The sequence below is a fragment of the Vibrio paracholerae genome, assembly GCF_037672085.1.
Taxonomy (GTDB): Bacteria; Pseudomonadota; Gammaproteobacteria; order Enterobacterales; family Vibrionaceae; genus Vibrio; species Vibrio cholerae.
Window position 1 is genome coordinate 2,245,485 of sequence record NZ_JBBHLM010000002.1, and the last position, 21,803, is coordinate 2,267,287.

A 21,803-nucleotide genomic window follows, 5' to 3' on the forward strand; every position below is an offset into this window, starting at 1 on the left:
TATCAGCCGAGTATTAATACGGGGGATTCTTCAACGGAGGCGAGTCTACTCGCCTCACATTGACTCATCAAGCATTTAAGCAAACGTTTACGCTTAGCCCAGACGGTAGTTTGGTGCTTCTTTGGTGATCTGCACATCATGTACGTGAGACTCTTTCATACCCGCACCAGAAATGCGTACAAATTGAGCTTTAGTACGCAGATCTTCTACTGTGGCTGAGCCAGTCAGACCCATACAAGAGCGTAGGCCGCCCATTTGTTGATGGATGATCTCTTTCAGATGGCCTTTATAAGCGATACGGCCTTCGATGCCTTCTGGAACCAGCTTGTCTGCCGCGTTATCGGTTTGGAAGTAACGATCTGATGAACCTTTTGACATCGCACCCAGTGAACCCATTCCACGGTAGGCTTTGTAAGAGCGGCCTTGGTAAAGGATCACTTCACCTGGGGCTTCTTCAGTACCAGCAAACATTGAGCCAACCATCACGCAAGAAGCACCCGCCGCAATCGCTTTCGAAATGTCGCCAGAGAAACGAATACCGCCATCAGCAATAACAGGAATACCGTACTCGTTAGCCACACCCGCTGCATCAGCAATAGCAGTAATTTGTGGAACGCCCACGCCAGTGACAATGCGCGTGGTACAGATTGAGCCAGGACCGATACCCACTTTCACTGCGCTTACGCCCGCTTCAATAAGTGCGCGCGCACCTTCAGCTGTCGCCACGTTACCACCAATGATTTCAAGGTGTGGATAAGCTGCGCGAGTTTCGCGAATACGCTGTAAAACCCCTTCGGAGTGGCCATGAGAAGAGTCGATCAGTAGAACGTCAACCCCGGCTTCAACCAGCGCTTTAACACGCTCTTCGTTACCCGGTGCTGCACCGACAGCGGCACCCACACGCAGACGGCCTTGCTCATCTTTACACGCATTAGGCTTGCTTTCGGCTTTATGGAAATCTTTCGCGGTGATCATGCCTTTGAGTTGGAACTCATCATTCACCACCAGAATTTTTTCAACACGCGCTTTGTGCATTTTTTCTTGCACTTCTGCACCCGTTGCACCTTCTTTGACTGTCGCGAGGCGCTCTTTTGGCGTCATCACAGCAGCCACGGATTTGGTGAGATCAGTAACGAAACGAACGTCACGGCCAGTGATAATACCAACCAGTTCATTGTTTTCGGTGACAACAGGGAAACCCGCAAAACCGTGGTAATGGGTAAGTTCCATAACATCAGCAATGGTTTGTTCTGGACGGACAGTGACAGGGTGAGTAACCACACCAGCTTCAAAGATTTTCACTTGGTGAACTTGAGCTGCTTGCTGTTCAATCGACATATTCTTGTGAATAAAGCCAATGCCGCCTTCTTGAGCCAGAGCGATCGCAAGACGTGCTTCCGTAACAGTATCCATAGACGCAGAAATCATAGGGATGTTCAGCGCAATATTTTTGGTTAACCGAGTGCGAAGATCGGCAGTGTTTGGAAGAACGGTGGAATGAGCAGGGACGAGTAAAACATCGTCAAAGGTTAGAGCTTCTTTTGCGATTCGTAGCATGTGCAATATCTCACAACAGGAGTGTTAACAACGGAAATCCACTTCATCGTTTCGCGTAACAAAGGGATTTATATTTGATATTGCGGACGGATTATACGCCCGAAGCAATCGGTTGACTACACATTTTTCTATTTTTAATTTGCATTCCACCCCTTGATATGTATTATATTGCGGCTAATTTCCATACCCACGTCTGAGGAATCAGCGTTGTCTTCTTCTCTCGCCAATCGAAATATCTACACCGTTTCCCGTTTAAATTCTGAAGTTCGTTTATTACTGGAAAATGAAATGGGGATCGTCTGGTTGGTGGGTGAAATTTCCAACTTCTCCGCTCCCGTCTCTGGTCACTGGTATCTCACTTTAAAAGACAGCCAAGCGCAGGTTAAATGCGCTATGTTCAAAGGCAATAATCGTCTGGTGAATTTCAAACCGCAAAATGGTCAGCAAGTATTAGTTAAAGCTCGACTTTCTCTTTACGAACCGCGCGGTGACTACCAAATTATTCTTGAAAGCATGCAACCGGAAGGGGATGGCCGTCTGCAGCAGCAGTTTGAACAACTGAAGATGCAACTTGCCGCCGAAGGTTTGTTTGCTCAGACGCGTAAAAAGCCATTGCCGGAAAATCCACGCTGCGTGGGGATTATCACCTCACGGACTGGCGCGGCTTTGCACGATATTTTGCACGTACTCAAGCGCCGTGACCCGAATCTACCTGTGGTGATCTACCCCACTCTCGTACAAGGTGAAGAAGCGGCTATTCAAATCGCCCAAGCGATTGGTCGTGCGAATACACGCGCCGAGTGCGATGTGTTGATCGTCGGTCGTGGTGGTGGCTCTTTGGAAGATTTGTGGTGTTTTAACCATGAAATCGTGGCACGTACTATCGCTGCGAGTGAAATCCCAATTATCAGTGCAGTAGGCCATGAAATCGATGTGACGATCGCTGACTTTGTCGCCGATGTGCGTGCACCTACCCCATCAGCAGCGGCGGAATTGGTCAGCCGTGATCATCGCCATAAACAGCAAGCACTCCATCAATGGCAAGCCAAACTGGCTAGTGCCATGCGCCATTATTTGGCGCAGCAAGATACGCAATTTGCCCGTTTACAGCACAAGCTCGATAAACAGCATCCTCAAGCTCGTTTAGAGCGCCAGCAGCAGCAACTTGATGAACTCAGCCTACGTCTTGAGCAAAAGATGCAGCAACGTCTGGCAACTCAGCAGCAACGCTGGGATCGCTTAAGCCATAAGATCGAGCTCCATTCGCCCATTCACTTGATCCGCCAGCAGCGTTTTAATCTGATCCAGCAAGAGCAGCGAATAAATCAGTCGCTCCAACGCTATTTGATCCAATCACGCCATCAACTCGCTTTGTTGAGTGAAAAGTTGGATGCGGTCAGCCCTCTTGCAACATTAGCCCGTGGCTATTCGGTGACACGCACCACACAAGGTGAGTTAGTGCGCCAAAGCGCCCAAGTGAAATCGGGTGACACTTTAGTCACCCAGCTAATGGATGGTGAGATTCTCTCTACTGTGAATTCCCGTTAAGCGGTTGGAAGACAAAACGGATTTTGGATTTCGATTTCAGCTCATTACACTGATTACAGAAATAATTCGCCGCACCACAAGCCTGTAGCTTTTCTAATTCACTGCCACACTCAGGGCAAAATCCGACTTTACGGTAATCTACCGTACAAGCGCTGCAGTGGTACTGACCTGTCCATTCTAATTCTTGGCCACATGTTGGACATGGGTTGTCCATAGCACTCTCCTTATCATTTTGCGTTGTGTCACATAATTCATCGAGATGGGATCCGACGCCATGATCTTTATCACGCCTACTCAGATCGATGCGACTTAATTAACCAATAACTGATACTCTTTTAAGCAGGATCCTAACCGGATCTTCTGCTCAAAAGGTTTTGATCAGCGATCTGCCATGAAAAGAACTTTTATATAACCACCCACCGAAAGCATAAGTTACATATTCTGCATTTCAATTTTAAACAGATTAAAAAACTATAAAAATAGTACTTTAAGGCAATTAGCAGAATATAGTGAAAAGATCACTCAAATTCTGAGGGTTGTGCACAACTGACTGCCTCAATATGCTGTTCATCGACTTGTTTCAGTGTCACTTGGATCGATTGAAAGGAAGTTAAACCCTTGCAGTGTGTGCCTCCACAAGGAATTCGTGCGATATTGGCTTCATGTAAGTCACATTCCCAATAACGTGAATCGGTCAAAGTTGAGCCCGTGCACTCAAGACGAATTGGGCTGGCTAAAGCTAGCCACTGCGCAAGCTGTTCATTAGTCTTTTGTTCTATAAAACTTAAATCTCTCAGCACATCATCACTATTTAAACCGCGCTTACGCAGTGTTTTCCCCAAACGATAGACATCGGTTGAACAATCAGGAGTAACATCACTTGAGATTTGGGCATAGCTGTTGAAGTCAAAATAACTCTGCGGGTCTTTACGCTCTGCATCTTTACGCCAATACCCCAGTGCTAAGACTTTATTGAGCGCTAAATAAGCTAAATGCCCTGCGCTATGACCTCGGCTTAAACTCGCTTGATATTGGGTATCGACTTGCAACTGAACCTTATCGCCCACTTGGCATGAGGGTGCGACTTCGCCAAAACGATGGATGACCACAAATACCCAGCCACTCTCTTCACGTTTCACGGGGATATCACTTCCAACGTACAAATGACCTGAGGCTTGTTCAATCGCCCCCACGACACAGTCAGTGACGACATACTCATCACCTTGCCAAATTAAGATTCCACGGTCAGCAGGATGATCGGGCCAAATATGACTGACAGGGTGAAAAGGCGTACTGTAGGTGACAATATCCATTCCATTTTGATGAGACTGAAGCAACATCACTTGAGTCTCTAGTGACGTAATTCCTTGTGGAAAGGTGACTTCTGTTGCGCAATAGGTCATGCATCTCTCTCCTTCAGAGACAAAAAAGCCCAAGTAAACTTGGGCTTTATAAATTATTTTCTACGGTTTTTCACCATGCTCATCAATCGCTTACGTTGTCGCTCTTGTGAGAGGGTCATTTTATTGGTCTTACCTTCAAATGGGTTTTCGCTATTTTGGAACTGGATACGAATCGGGGTACCCATGATTTCTAGCGATTTACGGTAATAGTTCATCAAATAACGCTTGTACGAATCAGGTAGCTCGTTCACTTGGTTACCGTGGATAACGATGATTGGTGGGTTGTAACCACCCGCGTGTGCATATTTCAATTTCACACGGCGGCCGCGCACCATAGGCGGCTGGTGATCATCGGTGGCCATTTTCATAATACGAGTCAGTACAGAGGTTCCCACACGCGTGGTTGCAGAGCGATACGCTTCTTGCACCGATTCAAACAAGTGACCGACACCTGTGCCATGCAGTGCAGAGATAAAGTGGATGCGTGCAAAATCAACGAAACCCAGTCGACGGTCTAGCTCTTTCTTCACGTGTTCTTTGACGTCAAAACTCAGGCCATCCCACTTATTCACCGCAATCACGATGGAGCGGCCAGAATTTAGGGCAAAACCAAGCAGGCTAAGATCTTGATCTGAGATGTTCTCACGCGCATCGACCACCAACAGTACCACGTTAGCATCTTCAATCGCTTGTAAGGTTTTGACTACCGAAAACTTCTCAACGGTTTCATTGATACGCTTACGGCGACGCACGCCCGCAGTATCAATCAACACGTATTCACGCTCATCACGTTTCATTGGGATGTAGATAGAGTCACGCGTGGTTCCCGGCATATCGTAAACCACTACTCGCTCTTCACCCAGAATGCGGTTAGTCAGTGTTGATTTACCCACGTTTGGACGACCGATGATCGCGAGTTTAATCGGCAAGTCTTGCAGGCGCTTGTATTCGGCTTCCGCTTCTTCTTCGCTGTACTCTAGCTGCTCTTCTTCTGGATCTTCTTCGTTGGTCAGATCTTCAAGTTGAGCTTGCTCAGATTCCATTTGCTCAGCAAACGGATTCAGCGCACGGTCAATCAATGCGCCCACACCACGGCCATGCGCGGCGGCAATTTGGTACATCTGATCCATACCGAGTTGCCAGAACTCCGCCGAAGCGGCATCCGCATCGATACCATCCACTTTGTTCACAACCAAAATTGCTGGCTTTTCAATGCGGCGCAGATGCTGAGCGATCGCTTCATCTGCAACCGTCAGACCCGCGCGGCCATCCACCATAAACAGCACCACATCAGCTTCATCAATCGCAGCGAGCGATTGCTGTGCCATTTTGGTCTCAACGCCTTCTTCAGAGCCATCAATACCGCCAGTATCGATCACGATAAATTCGTGTTCACCCAACTTAGCTTGACCGTATTTGCGATCACGCGTTAAACCGGGAAAATCCGCGACTAATGCGTCCCGTGTGCGAGTGAGTCGATTAAACAGCGTCGATTTACCGACGTTTGGACGCCCAACAAGAGCAACAACAGGTACCATAACAACCTCTACAAACTTTCATTTATGTAGTTATAGGTAAACACTCTGTCACAAGCGCTAAATTTTTACCTATAACCACTTTCATTATCATCATTATGATGGGCAGTTTCTCTCCATCAATCTGATGCCACTGGCAATAAAACGGCTCCTAACTGTTTCCAGCCAGGAGCCGCATGTGAATCATATCACAATTTACTGTTGAATCGTCAGCTTCTTTATCTGGCCATTACGAGTCACGATGACGTAACCGTCATTCAGCGCTAGCGGACCCACCGCAAAGCCGCTGCCATTAACCAGTTGCTGGGCAATAAATTCCCCGCTATTGCGGTCAATCCAGTGCAGATAACCTTCCGTATCGCCGACCACCAAATAATCATCAATCATTTTTGGCGCAGTAAGCAAACGATGCTCTAACTGAGTATTGCTCCAAAGCTCGGTACCGCTGCGTGTATCGACCGCTACCAGATGATCTTTATCGGTAACCAGATAGAGACGGCTACCATCCGTCGCCATATCGGTGGCTGACGAGTAATTGCGTTTCCAGATTGGCTGGCCTGAACGTAAATCGATCGCGATCAATTGTCCGTTAAATCCAACCGTAAACAGCGTGCCACCGATGACCAATGGGGAGGCATCCACATCAACAAGGCGATCAATCTCGGTTGCACCTTTTGGCTGACCGACAGGTTGTTGCCAAATCAGTTGACCACGTTCAGCAATCGCCGCAGCCAGACGGCCACTTGGGGTCCCCCAGAATACACCACCAGCAACCGCTGTTGGACGGCTATCGCCGCGCAGCGTCAGGTTAGGCACTTCCGTACTGATCGTCCACTTCTGTGCACCATCTTCTTGGTTAAGTGCAATCAGAGCACCACGGCTGGTGTTCACAATAATAATGTTGTTATCTGCTGCAGGCGCTGCTAGCACTTCACCTTCAATCGCCGAAGCCCATAAAGGTTTACCAGTCTCAGCATCTAAAGCATTGACTACGCCATTTTCGCTACCAATAAATACTTTACCAAACGCAGCAGTGATACCACCGGATAGGCGTGCAGAGCCTTCAATCTCAAGATCCGTAGTCCAAATCACCTTACCGTTTTGCGGATCAAGTGCTTTTACTACCCCATCTCGACTCGCCACGAAGACTTTGTCGTAAGCATAATCAGGAGCCAGCTTTGAGAAATAGTGCCCAACGCCATCGCCCACCGAAGCGCTCCACAGTGTTTTCGGCGTAAATTCGCTTTTGACGACAGGCAGCGGCGCCATAATGACGTTTTCTTCTTCACTAGCACAACCCGCGAGCAGAGCTAACACACCCGCAGCGACCAGCACTTGATTGAACAGCTTCTTCATCAGGGAGTGCCCTTACTTCGCGAGATCATCCAGTTTCATTTGTAGAGTTTGGCTAGCATCTTCTGCCTGTTGCGCTTCAGTATAAGCGGCATAAGCAGCTGCACTATCCCCTTTACGCATCAAGATATCACCACGTAGCTCTGCCACTCGGCCTGCCCAAGATTTCTCTTGAATGCTGCTTAGCTGCGTTAATGCGTCATCAAATTGGCCTTGCTCAGCTTGTAGACGAGCAACACGGAATGTCAGTAAAAATTTCAATGCGGCATCTTTGGTTGCCCCTTTTGCCCATTCCAATTGCGCTAACGCTTCATCCAACTGACCAGCTTCCACTTGAACTTTGGCTAACTGCATCGCAGCCAGTACTGCGTATTCTGTCTCTTTATTAGCGTCAATAAAGGTTTGGATGGTACCTTCTGATTCAATGCCTTTTGCCAGCAGTGCATCGATCGCTTTGCTATAGCTTTGTGAAGCTGCTTCTTGCGCAGCAACCACAGAGTCTTGATAGTAGCGCCAGCCAAATAGGCCACCAAGGCCAATTACTGCACCAAAGATCACCGCTTTACCGTTCTCTTTCCACCAATCTTTTATCGCTTCAACTTGTTGTTCTTCAGTATCGTAGAGTTCCACTTCCTGTCCTCTTATTTAAAACGTGCTGCTGGAGAATTAGGCTAAATGTGCCAGTAGTTTGGCTACTTCAGCTTGGGCAACAGTATTCTGCTCGCCTCCCGCCAAATCTTTTACCACAACGGTTTGGGCTGCAACTTCATCTTCACCCAAAACCAAGGCAATCGCCGCGCCCACTTTATCCGCGCGTTTAAATTGCTTTTTAAAATTGCCGCCACCGAAGTGAGTCATCACACGTAGGCCGGGCACTTGCTCACGTAACTGTTCCGCAAGCTTCATTCCCGCCATCATAGTACCTTCACCCGCAGTCACCATATAAACGTCTACACTGCGACGGACATCCGTATTACCGAGTGTTTCCATCATCAGCACCAAACGCTCTAAACCCATAGCGAAACCTACCGCAGGAGTTGGTTTACCACCCAGTTGCTCAACCAAGCCATCATAGCGACCGCCGCCACAAACGGTACCTTGTGAGCCAAGACTTTCGGTGATCCACTCAAAAACCGTGCGATTGTAGTAATCTAGGCCGCGCACTAAACGCTGGTTAACCGTGTATTCGATGCCTGCCGCATCCAGAAGTTCACACAAGCCAGCAAAATGTTGTTTTGATTCAGCATCGAGATAATCAGAGAGCTGAGGGGCATCACCTAAAATCGCTTGTACATCAGGATTCTTCGAATCGAGCACACGCAGCGGGTTGGTGTACATACGGCGCTTGCAATCTTCATCCAGTACGTTTTGGTACTGCTCAAGATAGTCAATCAAAGCGGTGCGATAATTAGCGCGAGCTTCTAGAGAGCCAATCGAGTTGAGCTCTAAACGCACATGTTGTGCAATACCCAATTCGCGCCACAGACGTGCTGTCATCATGATCAGTTCAGCATCGACATCGGGGCCATCTAGACCAAACACTTCCACACCACACTGATGGAATTGACGGTAACGACCTTTTTGCGGACGTTCGTGACGGAACATCGGTCCCATATACCACAAACGTTGCTCTTGGTTGTACAGCAAACCATTTTCGATACCAGAGCGCACACAGCCCGCCGTACCTTCAGGGCGCAGCGTTAAGCTATCACCATTGCGATCTTCAAAGGTGTACATCTCTTTTTCCACCACATCGGTCACTTCACCGATGGCGCGGCTAAATAGATGAGTCATCTCAACGATTGGCATACGAACTTCACTGTAACCGTAAGCGCTGATTACATTTTTCACCACGCCTTCCACTTTTTGCCAAAGTGGAGACTGGGTTGGGAGACAATCGTTCATGCCTCGGATTGCTTGAATAGTTTTTGCCACAATTCTTACCGTTATATCGTTGAGATTAATCTTGCTCTACTTGTTTGATATCGATGCGATTTTTTTCATCTAATCGTGCCGCTTTAGCGCGAATTCGCGCTTCTAATTGAGCGACGAGATCATCGTTATCAAATCGCTCTTTTTGACGCACGCCATCTTCATAGAACGCACTTTTCTTATTACTGCCCGCTAAGCCTAAATGAGAAACTTCCGCTTCACCTGGACCATTCACCACGCAGCCAATGATTGACACATCCATTGGTGTCAGCACGTCTTCTAGACGCTGCTCAAGGGCATTCACGGTACCAATCACATCAAACTCCTGACGTGAACAGCTTGGGCATGCAATAAAGTTAATGCCACGCGAACGAATGCGCAGCGATTTTAAAATATCAAAACCAACTTTGATCTCTTCTACCGGATCGGCCGCCAGCGAAATACGCAGCGTATCGCCAATACCTTCCGCAAGCAGCATACCTAGGCCTACAGCTGACTTAACTGAACCAGCACGCGCGCCACCGGCTTCAGTAATGCCAAGATGCAGAGGCTGATCAATCTTTTTCGCCAGCAATCGATAGGAGTCTACCGCGAGGAAAACATCAGAGGCTTTTACACTGACTTTGAACTGATCAAAGTTGAGGCGATCTAAAATATCCACATGACGCATCGCCGATTCCACTAAGGCTTCTGGCGTCGGTTCACCGTATTTCAGTTGCAGATCTTTTTCTAGCGAGCCGCCATTCACCCCGATTCGAATCGGAATGCCTTTATCGCGCGCGCAATCCACCACTGAGCGGATCCGCGCTTCGTTACCGATATTGCCCGGGTTGATGCGTAGACAATCCACACCGTATTCCGCCACTTTTAGCGCAATACGATAATCGAAGTGGATATCGGCCACTAAAGGCACAGAGACTTGTTGTTTGATCAGTTTGAACGCTTCGGCAGCTTCCATAGTCGGAACCGAAACACGCACAATGTCCGCCCCCACTTTTTCCAAAGACTTGATCTGCGCAACCGTGGCAGCCACGTCAGTGGTTCGGGTGTTGGTCATTGACTGTACGGCGATGGGCGCACCATCACCAATAGGAACGTCGCCCACATAGATACGTGTCGAAGGGCGACGTTTGATAGGAGACTCATGTTGCATAGACATTTTTCTAAGGTAAGGTCAATCTTGCTACTTTGCCGGAAGTATACCCAGAAAGGTCAACGGGTTCACTCGCTAATGTGATTGAAACACCTTCTGGCGCACCTAGCACCAGTTTATAAGGGCGCTGGCCACTCACACTCACACTCTGTCCTGCTTTTTTAACACCTGTTGACAGTGTTTTTCCGCTGGCATCTTTCACTTGGATCCAACAATCAGCAGAAAAATTCATCACCAATAGAGCAGTGGAGCTTTCAGTTGAAGAGGTCACTGGTCGGCTAGGTGCCGTTTCAGTTTGAGTCACAGCCGCAGGAACTTGAGGTTGGATCTGAACTGGAGCTTGCACTTGAGGCTGAACTGGCGCTACAGATACCGCCGCCGTTTCTTCAGCCACAGGTTTCTCAGTCAACACATCGGCTTCATTCGGTGCTGGCGGAGTCAATTCACTGGCCTCACCAGAAAGAGACTCTCTGCTCATCGGCGCTTCTTCACTGGCAGTTGCCGCATATTGTAGCTCATTGAGTGGAGGAACGGTCGCGAAGTCTTCATTAGCAAGACTGGCGCCATTGTTGGATTGAATATCAGACATAGCGCTCGGCGCAATGGTGGTCTTATCCGGGATTAAGCTGTTTTTCTGGCTATTTTGCCACCACCACAAAGTTGACATACCAATGATGACCGCTAAGATCACCCAAGTGATCAGCATGATTCGACTGTCGTGCAACTGACGCTTGGTCTTTTTCGAGAAGCTTTTCATATCCGGTAGAACTTCTGGCTTTTGGCAGTAACTGTCATCAAAAGCGCACAAGATCTCGGACTCACCAATACCCACTGCTTTGGCATACGAACGTAAATAACCGCGAGTAAAAGTGGCAACTTGACCATCTTCAAAACGGTTCTCTTCAATGCTTTGGATAATAGAAAGACGTAATCTGAGGCGGTCGGCGATTTGGCGCTGAGTCAGCCCCAAATCTTCACGTTTTTGTTTGAGTAAAGTGCCAGGGGAGACTTTCTCGATAGCAGGTTGGTTTACTTGCTCAGTCGTCTCAGGTTGGTTGTAATTTTGTTGTTCAGTATTCATCCGTAATTTCAATCTCTTAGTCAGGACTAAGTCGCTGAGCCATCCACTTTTATTTTTGATTATAGGTAGTAATGGAACAACTTTACTTAATCGGTGCAATCGGTTAGCGCGTCGCTTGGGTATAGCTCAAATCAAGTTTGAGAAATTTGCCTCATTCTAATAGATATTGTTGACTAAACAATAAAGAAATGGCCAATAAATCACAGTTAGCTCAAGGTTTTTCTTTGATTTGACATTTAAACGCAGTTATTTGTTGCCATATTAGGCAAAAATAAAGCCAGAGAAACATCTCTGGCTTATCTTATAACATCAATTACAGTGTTTTCACTGGAATAACTTGCCCATCAATTTGTTTGGCTTTGGTTCGTTTAGTACGATCAATCACATCTCCGACCAACTGACCACATGCCGCATCAATATCATCACCACGAGTTTTACGAATAGTGACGGTATGCTCATATTGCATCAAGGTTTTTTGGAAACGGTCGATGCGTGAATTACTTGGCTTCTTGTAGGGAGAACCCGGATAAGGGTTAAACGGGATCAGATTAATTTTACAAGGTGTGCCTTTCATTAATTCAGCCAATTCGTGTGCATGCTCAGTACCATCATTCACATGATCCAGCAGTACATACTCAACGGTCACCTTACCGCGGTTAGCATTTGAGGATGCAATATAGCGACGCACCACCTCTAAAAACGCTTCGATATTCCAGCGATCGTTGATCGGCATGATTTCGCTACGCAGCTTGTCATTCGGCGCATGCAATGAGATAGCCAAAGCCACATCGATTTGGCCAATCATCTGCTCTAAACCAGAAACTACACCTGAGGTAGAAACGGTCACACGGCGCTTAGAAAGGCCAAAACCGAGATCATCGAGCATGATTTCTAACGCAGGGATGAGGTTTTTCATGTTCAGCAAAGGCTCACCCATGCCCATCATCACCACGTTAGTGATAGGACGACGCCCAGTTTCTTTCTCTAGACCGATTTCACGTGCCGCACGCCAAACCTGACCGATGATTTCTGAAACGCGCAGGTTACGGTTAAAGCCTTGCTGAGCCGTTGAGCAGAATTTGCATTCCAACGCACACCCTACTTGGGAAGACACACATAAGGTTGCGCGATCATCTTCTGGAATGTAAACCGTTTCCACATCCTGATCACCCACACGCATTGCCCACTTGATGGTGCCATCCGCCGAGTGTTGCGCTTCCGAGACATAAGGTGCACGGATCTCACACTTGGCTTTGAGCTTTTCACGCAGCTGCTTGTTGATATTGTTCATTTGATCGAAGTCATCACAACCAAAGTGATAAATCCACTTCATGACCTGCTCGGCACGAAACGCTTTCTCACCCAGTTCTTCGGCAAAAAACGTGCGCAAACCCTTGCGGTCAAAATCGAGTAGATTGACTTTTTCTGTGGTCATGGGGCCTCTCAGGAAGACGGAACAGTAATAAGGGCGCGAATTGTACAGCCTTTATTTCGCAACAACAAGGGCTGCAAAACCGCGTCTTTTCTAAGGTGTTAATTCAAGACAGGTTATCTTTTTTATCCCAAATTTAGGCTCCACACAGGGAGCCTAAATACCCCGACTCAAAGACTATGGACGAGGGCAGATTTCCGACTCTGGAAAGAAAAATTCAATTTCACGAGCGGCGGATGCTGGGCTGTCACTACCGTGTACTGAGTTGTAACGCATGCTCAGTGCATAATCGGCACGCAGGGTACCGCAGGCGGCTTCTTCTGGGTTAGTTTTCCCCATCAGTTCACGGTAACGTGCAATAGCGTTTTCACCTTCTAAGACCTGCACCATGATCGGGCCAGAGGTCATAAATTCTTTCAGAGGTTCAAAAAACGGTTTGCCTTCATGCTCAGCGTAAAAGCCACTGGCTTGCTCTTCCGACAGGCGAACCATTTTCGCGGCAATGATCTGCAAACCGGCTTTTTCAATACGGTGGTAAATCTCACCAATCAAGTTGCGCTTCACCGCATCCGGCTTAATGATCGAAAATGTTCTTTCTAGAGCCATAAAATTTCCTTTTGTTTATTGTGCTTATGTTATTCCCAAGCGACTTGGCATCGCAGGTAGTCGGCAAGGGAGTTCATCTCCATCAGCATAGACACACTATGTGATTTGAATGAACGAACAGAGCCAACACCGCTGCAGCTTCAAGTAAGAAGGGTATACTTTTATTAATAAAAACAAGGCAGCTATACAAGCTGCCTTTAAATTTATGCTTGCTGCATCAAAATTCGTGCGAGCATTTTCACGCCCATGCCCGTCGCTCCTGCGGCCCATTTATCGCTGGCTGACTTGCGATACGTGGCTGAGCAGTCGAAGTGTAGCCAACCTTTTTGGTAGCCTTCCACGAAATAGGAAAGGAAGGCCGCGGCAGTGCTCGCGCCTGGAGAGTAATCACCATTACTGATGTTTGACAGATCCGCAAAGTTAGAAGGCAGCATTTCACGGTGGAACTCAGCTAAAGGTAGAGCCCACAGCGCTTCATTCTCTTCTTTTGCCGCAGCTAATGCTTGTTGGCTCAGCGACTCATCATAAGAAAGCAGTGCGTGGTAATCATTACCCAGCGCGTTTTTCGCCGCTCCGGTTAAGGTTGCACAGTCGATAATCAATTGCGGTTTCTGCTCACTGGCGTAGATAAGACCATCGGCCAGCACCAAACGACCTTCCGCATCAGTGTTCATGATTTCAACGGTTTTGCCGTTTTTGTAGGTAATGATGTCACCAAGCTTCAACGCACGGCCGGAAACCATGTTTTCCGCGCAGCATAGGATGAGTTTCACGCGCTTGTTGAAGCCGCGCATGATAGCCAACCCGAGCGCGCCAGTAATCATGCCTGAGCCGCCCATGTCCGCTTTCATCGCTGACATCATGTTGGAAGGTTTCAAGCTGTAACCACCCGAGTCAAAAGTGATGCCTTTACCAACCAAACACGCGAATACTGGTGCATTTTCATCGCCCGTTGGGTTGTAGTCGAGTTGCAGCATCGCCGACGTACGCTCAGAGCCACGGCCTACAGCGTAAATCCCTTCCCACCCTTCAGTGAGCAGATCTTTGTCTTTGACGATACGGTAAGAGACATGGTCAGGTGCAAGCGATTTGATGAATTCTGCTGCCATGGTCGCCAGTTGGCGTGGCGCGACTTCTTCCGCGCTTTTGTTGATGATATCGCGTGTCCAATCCGTCGCTTTAATGCGCGCTTCTAGCTCTGCTTGTTCAGCAGCCGCTAACGCTTTCCACTCGACGGTATTGCGCTTTTTCGCATCACGGTAGCCTTGATAGAAAGCCCAAATGCTCTCCAGATCCCAACCTTCTCCAGCCAGGAATGCCGTGCGGATACCTTGATTATCTAACTTACGAGCTGCGCGTTGGATCGCGCTGAAATCTTGTGTTTGTTGCAGGTGAATGGTTGCACCTTGCTCTGCAAAAGAAATGAGCGCTTTATCTCCCCACTGAGGCTGGGCAGTTTGAGTACTCAAAAATACAGACATCTGTGTAGACATGGTTTCTCCTTGTCTTAAATATTGGCTTTGCTTGTGCCATCTCATTAAATCGCCAAGATGTTAGCATTATGTCGAGGCAAAATGTCAACCGAATAAAAAAACGGACCAAGTGGTCCGCATTTTTTGCTAAGAAGTGTTAACTCTGTGGGGTTTCTCCCCCAGCTAAACAAAGCAAGCGTCATATTGACTGACCACTCACTTCATTTTGCATGAGATGAATTATTCGAATTCATCCATCCAGCACAGAATGACGGCTTCAAGGATTTTTTCATTGGAATGATTCGGATCATCTTCAAAATCTTCCAACTCCATGATCCAACGATGCAGATCGGTAAAACGTACGGTTTTGGGATCGACATCGGGAAACTTGTCACACAGCTCAATCGCGATATCGCGTGAATCTGTCCATTTCATGGTTAGCCTTCCTATTGGTTTTACCTCGGCAGCGACCGAGGCTAAGAATTAATGATCTTCGCTTGCGTGGTTTAGCGTGTATTTCGGGATCTCGACGACGAGATCTTCATCTGCGACTCGAGCCTGACAGCTAAGACGAGATTCTGGCTCCAGACCCCAAGCTTTATCCAGCATATCGTCTTCCAGCTCATCACTCTCTTGCAGTGAATCAAACCCTTCTCGAACGATACAGTGGCAAGTAGTACAAGCGCACGATTTCTCACACGCATGCTCAATAGCGATACCGTTTTTGAGTGCCACATCAAGAATCGTTTCCCCGGTTTGCGCTTCTAACACTGCGCCTTCCGGGCAAAGGGTTTCATGAGGCAAAACAATAATCTTAGGCATGTTGGTAATCTCTTCAAATCTCGTCAACGGAGTGGCCAGCCAGTGCGCTACGAATCGATTTATCCATTCGTCTTGACGCAAAGTCCTGGCTCGCTTTGTCTGTGTCTTTTATTCCTTGCTCAATGGCATCAGCATTATCGCCATTACGCAGTTCAATTAAGCGCTCGATCGCCTGTAATAAAGTTTGGCGCTCTTGCTCGCTCAGCAGTTCATCACCATCCGCTTGCAGGGCTGAAACTAAGCCTTCAATCACCCGATCAGCTTCTACACGCTGCTCTGCCAACGCACGCGCCAGCATATCCTCTTTAGCATAGGCCATGGAGTCTTTGAGCATCTGGGTGACTTCGTCATCGCTTAAACCATAAGATGGCTTAACTTGAATCTCTGCTTGTACACCGGTGCTTTTTTCCAAAGCCGTCACGGAAAGTAGACCATCCGCATCCACTTGATAAGTCACGCGAATATGCGCAGCACCTGCCGCCATCGGTGGTATACCTTTGAGTGAGAAGCGTGCCAGAGAGCGACAGTCATCGACCATTTCACGCTCCCCTTGTACCACATGCACACTCATCGCCGTTTGCCCATCTTTGAAAGTGGTAAACTCTTGCGCGCGAGCGACAGGAATGGTGGTGTTGCGTGGGATGATTTTTTCGACTAAACCGCCCATGGTTTCAATACCCAAAGAGAGTGGGATGACATCGAGCAGCAACATTTCTGCATCCGGCTTATTGCCGGCCAGAATGTCCGCCTGAATCGCCGCACCAATCGCGACCACTTCATCCGGGTTAATGCTGGTCAGTGGTGTGCGGCCAAAAAACTCACCCACTTGCTCGCGCACAAACGGTGTACGGGTTGAACCGCCTACCATCACGACTTCGAGCACCTCATCCGCTTCAACACCGGCATCTTTCAATGCGCGGCGGCAAGAAAGCAGCGTCTTTTTCAACAATGGTGCAATCAGGTTTTCCAACTCTTCACGAGTAAGCATACCTTGCCAGCCAAGCACATTCAGCTCAGCTGTCATTTGTTCAGTCAAATCGATTTTGGCTTGTGTCGCGGCGTTAATCAGCGCGCGCTGCTGCTCAGCTGTTAAGCTGGTGAGTCCGATTTGTGCTTGCAGGTGATCGGCGATCAGATGGTCAAAATCATCACCGCCCAGTGCAGAGTCACCACCGGTTGCGAGCACTTCAAACACGCCGCGTGAGAGGCGTAAAATCGAAATATCGAAGGTGCCGCCACCCAGATCATACACCGCGATCACCCCTTCTTGGCCTGAGTCCAAACCATAAGCAATCGCCGCTGCTGTGGGCTCATTGAGTAAACGCAGCACATGCAAGCCTGCTAACGCCGCAGCATCTTTGGTGGCAACCCGCTGCGCATCATCAAAATACGCAGGTACTGTGATGACCACTCCCGCCAATTCGCCACCTAAGGTGGCGGTGGCACGTTCTGCCAAGGCTTGCAAAATATCGGCAGAGATTTGAATGGGATTTTTATCCCCTTGCGCGGTTTGCACAATCGGCAAGCCTTTCTCACTCGCTTTGAAGCGGTAAGGCAGATGAGGATAACGCTGGTTGATGTCTTGCAGTGAACGTCCAAGCAGACGCTTTACCGAAATCACAGTGTTGTGCGGATCGCTTTCTGCTTGTTCACGAGCAGGATAGCCGACGCGAGTCGCATCAGCACCATAGTTCACCACAGAGGGGAGAATACTGCGCCCTTGGCTATCGACGAGTGTGCTTGCGGTTCCGCTCCGCACAGAAGCGACCAGTGAATTGGTGGTACCTAAATCAATACCCGCAGCCAACTTATGCTGGTGTGGTGCCGAACTTTGCCCCGGCTCTGCAATCTGAAGTAATGCCATCAGTTGTTCCTTTGAATCTTGAATTAGCCAAGCAGTTGGTCTTCGACTCGTTCTACTTCATTTTTGAGTTTGGCAATAAATTTGAGCTTTCTGACTTGATCAGCCGCCGCTAGCCACTCACTTTGGGCTAATTGGCCTTGTAGCTGTGCGAGATAATAACGCTGCATCGCGGTTACCTTAGTGTCAAAAGCGACTAAGGCAGCCTCAGGATCTGCACAAGCCGTCACAGACTCTAGCTCTTCACGTAGCTCCATCTGTTCCATCAGAAACATCGGATCTTGCAGCGTCTGCTGCTCAGCGTTCATCTCTATGCCCTGTAACGACAAAAGATATTCCGCGCGGCGGAGTGGATCTTTCAGTGTCTGATACGCATCGTTAATTTGCGCGGCTTGCTGCACTGCCATTAGGCGGTCACGCTCAGAAGCGGTAGCAAAATTATCCGGATGGAATCGTTTCTGCAACGCTCTGAACTGAGAAGAAAGAAGGCTACCATCCAGTTCAAACTGGATCGGCAGCCCAAATAATTCAAAATAATTCATCTTGATAGCGGTCCTGTGATCGAGAACAGTCTCGATGGTCAGTTACCGTTAAACGTTGAAGCTTTCACCACAACCACATTCGCTTTTGACATTTGGGTTGTTGAATTCAAAGCCTTCGTTTAACCCTTCTTTTTTGTAATCGAGTTGAGTGCCATCTAAATAGACCATGCTTTTGGTGTCAATGATCACCTTCACACCATGGCTTTCAAATACGTGGTCTTCTTCGTTGACGTCATCAACGAATTCGAGCACATACGCCATTCCCGAACACCCAGTTGTCTTGACACCAAGACGTAAACCGATGCCTTTTCCACGATTATCCAGAAAAGTTTTTACTCGGCTTGCTGCGGTTTCGCTAAGAGTGACGGCCATACTTCAACCTTATGATTTCAATAAATTAAAGGGTGGGAGCGCTCGACGCTCCCAAACGAATTAGTGTTGATGCTTTTTCTTGTAGTCCGCAACAGCGGCTTTGATGGCATCTTCGGCTAGGATTGAGCAGTGAATTTTCACCGGTGGCAATTCGAGCTCTTCGGCGATTTCGCTGTTCTTGATCGCTGCCGCTTCATCAATGCTCTTGCCTTTCACCCACTCAGTCACTAGCGAGCTAGAAGCAATTGCGCTACCACAGCCGTAAGTTTTGAATTTTGCATCTTCGATGATGCCTTCTGGTGATACTTTGATCTGCAAACGCATTACATCACCACACGCAGGTGCGCCAACCATGCCGCTACCTACAGAAGGATCTTCTTTATCAAATGAACCAACGTTACGTGGGTTCTCGTAATGGTCAATGACCTTTTCGCTGTATGCCATGTTCGTTACCTCGAATCCTTTATAACCTTGGAATGATTAGTGGTGTGCCCACTCAACCGTGTTCAGATCTACGCCGTCTTTGTACATGTCCCAAAGTGGAGACATCGCACGCAGTTTATCCACTGCTACGCGGATCAGTTCGATCGCATAATCAATCTCTGCCTCGGTCGTGAAACGACCAAAAGAGAAGCGAATTGAGCTGTGTGCCAGTTCATCGTTAAGACCCAGAGCACGCAATACGTAAGAAGGCTCAAGGCTGGCTGAAGTACATGCGCTGCCTGACGATACGGCCAGATCTTTCAGTGCCATCAGCAGAGATTCACCTTCTACAAACGCAAAACTGACGTTGAGATTGTGTGGTACACGCTGATCCAGATCACCGTTAATGGTCACAGCTTCCATATCTTTAATGCCATCAAGCAGACGGTTACGCAGCTTCAGTGCGTGATCGTAATCCTGCTGCAGCTCTTCCTTCGCGATACGGAACGCTTCACCCATACCCACAATTTGGTGAGTCGGCAGAGTACCAGAACGGAAACCACGTTCATGACCACCACCGTGCATTTGTGCTTCAAGACGAATACGTGGTTTACGGCGTACATACAAAGCACCAATACCTTTCGGACCGTAGGCTTTGTGCGCAGAAAGAGAAATCAGATCAACCTTCATCTCTTGTACATCAATCGCTACTTTACCCGCGGATTGCGCTGCATCAACATGGAATACCACTTTACGTGAACGGCACAGTTCGCCGATCGCTGCGATATCTTGCACCACGCCGATTTCGTTGTTCACGTGCATGATAGAAACCAAAATAGTGTCATCACGCATCGCGGCTTCAAGTTTAGCCAGATCAATCAAGCCATTGCTTTCTGGATCAAGATAAGTCACTTCAAAGCCTTCACGCTCCAATTGGCGCATGGTATCCAGTACCGCTTTGTGTTCGGTTTTACTGGTGATGATGTGCTTGCCTTGCTTGTTATAGAAGTGAGCAATACCTTTGATCGCGAGGTTGTCAGATTCAGTAGCACCCGAAGTGAACACAATTTCACGTGGGTCTGCATTCAGCAGGGCTGCGATTTGCTCACGCGCAGTGTCTACCGCTTCTTCTGCCTGCCAGCCATAACGGTGCGAGCGCGAAGCTGGGTTACCGAAGGTACCATCCATCGTCATGTACTGAACCATTTTTTCAGCTACGCGCGGATCAACCGGGCATGTCGCTGAATAATCTAGATAAATAGGCAGTTTCATTTTCTACTCCAGTGTAAACCTTGCCGCTATGAGCGAACATTAATACCAAAAGGCGCAGCACCAATGGTGACTGTGTTTGAGTTGTTTTGCGAAACCCTTTGGCTGACCGCAAGATGAAGATCTTGACGATCTGAAACTTCGAGAACTTCGTTATCCATCATCAGCTCACCGAGCGTGATGTTGTTGAGAAAATCCGTAATGCGTGAGCTGAGATCACGCCACAGTGTGTGAGTCAGGCATCGAGTCCCACCCTGACAATCCCCTTTCCCGTTGCATTTGGTCGCATCGACCGATTCATCAACCGCGGCAATCACAGTACCAATAGAAATGGCGTATGAGTCCATTCCTAAGCGATAACCGCCGCCCGGACCGCGCACACTGGCGACTAAGCCCGCTTTACGTAACTTAGAAAAAAGCTGCTCTAAGTACGAGAGAGAAATGCCTTGGCGCTCAGAAATGTCCGCCAACGGTACTGGGTTTTGTTGCGAATGCAGAGCCACATCTAACATGGCTGTTACCGCATATCTTCCTTTAGATGTCAGTCTCATAATCACACCGTATCCACACTGTTTATGTGGCTGGAAGTTTTCCATACTTGACTCTTTTGGTCAAGTATTTATTTGACTAATTTAGTCAGGTATTTAACCCTAAAGCTTATAAGCTTATTCTTTGCGTGAGATTGATCTTTGTACTGACGTTAAGATACCACGCAAGATATTGATTTCTTGAGCTTCTGGCCGAGCGCGCGTAAACACGCGGCGCAGTTTATTCATCACCTGCCCCGGCTGCTGCGCAGAAATAAACTCGGTTTGCATGATCACTTGTTCAAGATGGGCATAAAAACGCTCCAACTCTTGATGACGCGGATACTCTTCCTGCAATGTGCTGCTTTGCGAGCTCTGCTGCAAAGCAAGATAGGCCATCCGCACTTCATAACTCAGCAGTTGTACCGCCATTGCTAAATTGAGTGAGCTGTATTCTGGATTCGCTGGCACGCATACGTGGTAGTGACACAATTGCAGCTCATCATTGGTCAAGCCAGTGCGTTCACGACCAAACACCATAGCAACACTATGTTGGTTGGCTTCACTGATGAGCTTTTCTCCGCACTCGCGTGGCTCAAGCATTGGCCATTCAAGGGTGCGTGAACGCGCACTGGTGCCCACGACTAACCCACAATCGGCAACGGCGGCCTCCAGCGTTGGATAAATTTGCGCGTTGAGTGCAATTTCACTTGCCCCCGCGGCTAACGCGATCGCTTGAGCATCAACCTGACACTGCGGATCGACCAGCACCATCTGGCTCAGCCCCATGACTTTCATCGCCCGAGCGGCCGAACCAATATTTCCAGAGTGAGTTGTGCCGACCAATACGACTTTCACGCGTTCTAACATCATTTGCTAAAATGTACTCCAAACAAAGCCGCGGGATATTAACAC

22 protein-coding genes are annotated in these 21,803 nt (G+C 48.2%); 1 reads left to right on the plus strand and 21 read right to left on the minus strand.

The features are described 5' to 3' along the window. Window positions 1–93: 93 nt before the first annotated feature. Entirely contained in the window at window positions 94–1,557 is a 1,464-nt protein-coding gene (guaB, locus tag R4537_RS15315; RefSeq protein ID WP_000944162.1) for an IMP dehydrogenase, read from the minus strand. 207 nt (window positions 1,558–1,764) lie between these two features. Here guaB and xseA point away from each other — a divergent pair, with 207 nt between their 5' ends. Then, a complete protein-coding gene (gene xseA / locus R4537_RS15320) occupies window positions 1,765–3,105 on the plus strand; it encodes an exodeoxyribonuclease VII large subunit (protein WP_071179611.1) in 1,341 nt (446 codons plus the stop codon). Here the strand turns inward: xseA and R4537_RS15325 are convergent. From R4537_RS15325 to trmJ, 20 genes are all read right to left on the minus strand, one after another. Beyond that, entirely contained in the window at window positions 3,086–3,319 is a 234-nt protein-coding gene (locus tag R4537_RS15325; protein ID WP_000369855.1) for a zinc ribbon domain-containing protein, read from the minus strand. The genes xseA and R4537_RS15325 overlap by 20 nt on opposite strands. Before the next feature lie 304 nt (window positions 3,320–3,623). Then, window positions 3,624–4,508 carry an alanyl-tRNA editing protein gene (locus R4537_RS15330; RefSeq protein WP_071179610.1) on the minus strand — a complete coding sequence of 295 codons (885 nt, stop codon included), beginning with the start codon at window positions 4,506–4,508 and terminating at the stop codon, window positions 3,624–3,626. Window positions 4,509–4,561: 53 nt separating this feature from the next. Further along, window positions 4,562–6,046 (minus strand): ribosome biogenesis GTPase Der, encoded by a 1,485-nt coding sequence (der, locus tag R4537_RS15335; RefSeq protein WP_000249400.1) that lies wholly within the window; start codon window positions 6,044–6,046, stop codon window positions 4,562–4,564. A 192-nt stretch (window positions 6,047–6,238) separates the two neighbouring features. Then, window positions 6,239–7,399, minus strand: coding sequence for an outer membrane protein assembly factor BamB (gene bamB / locus R4537_RS15340; RefSeq protein WP_071179609.1), 1,161 nt, complete (start codon window positions 7,397–7,399; stop codon window positions 6,239–6,241). A 12-nt stretch (window positions 7,400–7,411) separates the two neighbouring features. Continuing rightward, window positions 7,412–8,026, minus strand: coding sequence for a YfgM family protein (locus tag R4537_RS15345; RefSeq protein ID WP_071179608.1), 615 nt, complete (start codon window positions 8,024–8,026; stop codon window positions 7,412–7,414). Between the two features lie 36 nt (window positions 8,027–8,062). After that, a complete protein-coding gene (gene hisS, locus R4537_RS15350) occupies window positions 8,063–9,331 on the minus strand; it encodes a histidine--tRNA ligase (protein WP_001140461.1) in 1,269 nt (422 codons plus the stop codon). Window positions 9,332–9,356: 25 nt separating this feature from the next. Further along, window positions 9,357–10,481 carry a flavodoxin-dependent (E)-4-hydroxy-3-methylbut-2-enyl-diphosphate synthase gene (gene ispG, locus R4537_RS15355; RefSeq protein WP_001163465.1) on the minus strand — a complete coding sequence of 375 codons (1,125 nt, stop codon included), beginning with the start codon at window positions 10,479–10,481 and terminating at the stop codon, window positions 9,357–9,359. A 10-nt stretch (window positions 10,482–10,491) separates the two neighbouring features. After that, the gene (gene rodZ, locus R4537_RS15360; protein ID WP_071179607.1) at window positions 10,492–11,562 is read right to left on the minus strand and encodes a cytoskeleton protein RodZ; all 1,071 of its coding nucleotides are present in this window, start codon (window positions 11,560–11,562) and stop codon (window positions 10,492–10,494) included. A 313-nt stretch (window positions 11,563–11,875) separates the two neighbouring features. Next, a complete protein-coding gene (rlmN, locus tag R4537_RS15365) occupies window positions 11,876–12,997 on the minus strand; it encodes a dual-specificity RNA methyltransferase RlmN (protein WP_071179606.1) in 1,122 nt (373 codons plus the stop codon). A gap of 174 nt (window positions 12,998–13,171) precedes the next feature. Continuing rightward, window positions 13,172–13,600 (minus strand): nucleoside-diphosphate kinase, encoded by a 429-nt coding sequence (gene ndk, locus R4537_RS15370; RefSeq protein ID WP_001162853.1) that lies wholly within the window; start codon window positions 13,598–13,600, stop codon window positions 13,172–13,174. 203 nt (window positions 13,601–13,803) lie between these two features. Next, window positions 13,804–15,093, minus strand: a complete 1,290-nt coding sequence (pepB, locus tag R4537_RS15375) for an aminopeptidase PepB (protein ID WP_071179605.1) — start codon at window positions 15,091–15,093, stop codon at window positions 13,804–13,806. Window positions 15,094–15,312: 219 nt separating this feature from the next. Next, entirely contained in the window at window positions 15,313–15,507 is a 195-nt protein-coding gene (gene iscX / locus R4537_RS15380) for a Fe-S cluster assembly protein IscX (RefSeq protein ID WP_000872176.1), read from the minus strand. A gap of 48 nt (window positions 15,508–15,555) precedes the next feature. Further along, entirely contained in the window at window positions 15,556–15,894 is a 339-nt protein-coding gene (gene fdx / locus R4537_RS15385) for an ISC system 2Fe-2S type ferredoxin (protein ID WP_001124189.1), read from the minus strand. 13 nt (window positions 15,895–15,907) lie between these two features. Continuing rightward, window positions 15,908–17,758: a Fe-S protein assembly chaperone HscA gene (gene hscA, locus R4537_RS15390; RefSeq protein ID WP_071179604.1), complete on the minus strand. Its 1,851-nt coding sequence runs from the start codon at window positions 17,756–17,758 to the stop codon at window positions 15,908–15,910. Between the two features lie 23 nt (window positions 17,759–17,781). Continuing rightward, a complete protein-coding gene (hscB, locus tag R4537_RS15395) occupies window positions 17,782–18,297 on the minus strand; it encodes a co-chaperone HscB (RefSeq protein ID WP_071179603.1) in 516 nt (171 codons plus the stop codon). Between the two features lie 48 nt (window positions 18,298–18,345). After that, window positions 18,346–18,669 (minus strand): iron-sulfur cluster assembly protein IscA, encoded by a 324-nt coding sequence (gene iscA, locus R4537_RS15400; protein WP_000301572.1) that lies wholly within the window; start codon window positions 18,667–18,669, stop codon window positions 18,346–18,348. A 60-nt stretch (window positions 18,670–18,729) separates the two neighbouring features. Next, a complete protein-coding gene (gene iscU / locus R4537_RS15405; RefSeq protein WP_000331703.1) occupies window positions 18,730–19,113 on the minus strand; it encodes a Fe-S cluster assembly scaffold IscU in 384 nt (127 codons plus the stop codon). A gap of 36 nt (window positions 19,114–19,149) precedes the next feature. Next, window positions 19,150–20,364 carry an IscS subfamily cysteine desulfurase gene (locus tag R4537_RS15410; protein ID WP_071179602.1) on the minus strand — a complete coding sequence of 405 codons (1,215 nt, stop codon included), beginning with the start codon at window positions 20,362–20,364 and terminating at the stop codon, window positions 19,150–19,152. A gap of 26 nt (window positions 20,365–20,390) precedes the next feature. Next, window positions 20,391–20,912, minus strand: a complete 522-nt coding sequence (gene iscR / locus R4537_RS15415) for a Fe-S cluster assembly transcriptional regulator IscR (protein ID WP_001918301.1) — start codon at window positions 20,910–20,912, stop codon at window positions 20,391–20,393. A gap of 114 nt (window positions 20,913–21,026) precedes the next feature. Continuing rightward, a complete protein-coding gene (trmJ, locus tag R4537_RS15420; protein WP_071179667.1) occupies window positions 21,027–21,758 on the minus strand; it encodes a tRNA (cytosine(32)/uridine(32)-2'-O)-methyltransferase TrmJ in 732 nt (243 codons plus the stop codon). Window positions 21,759–21,803: the final 45 nt, after the last annotated feature.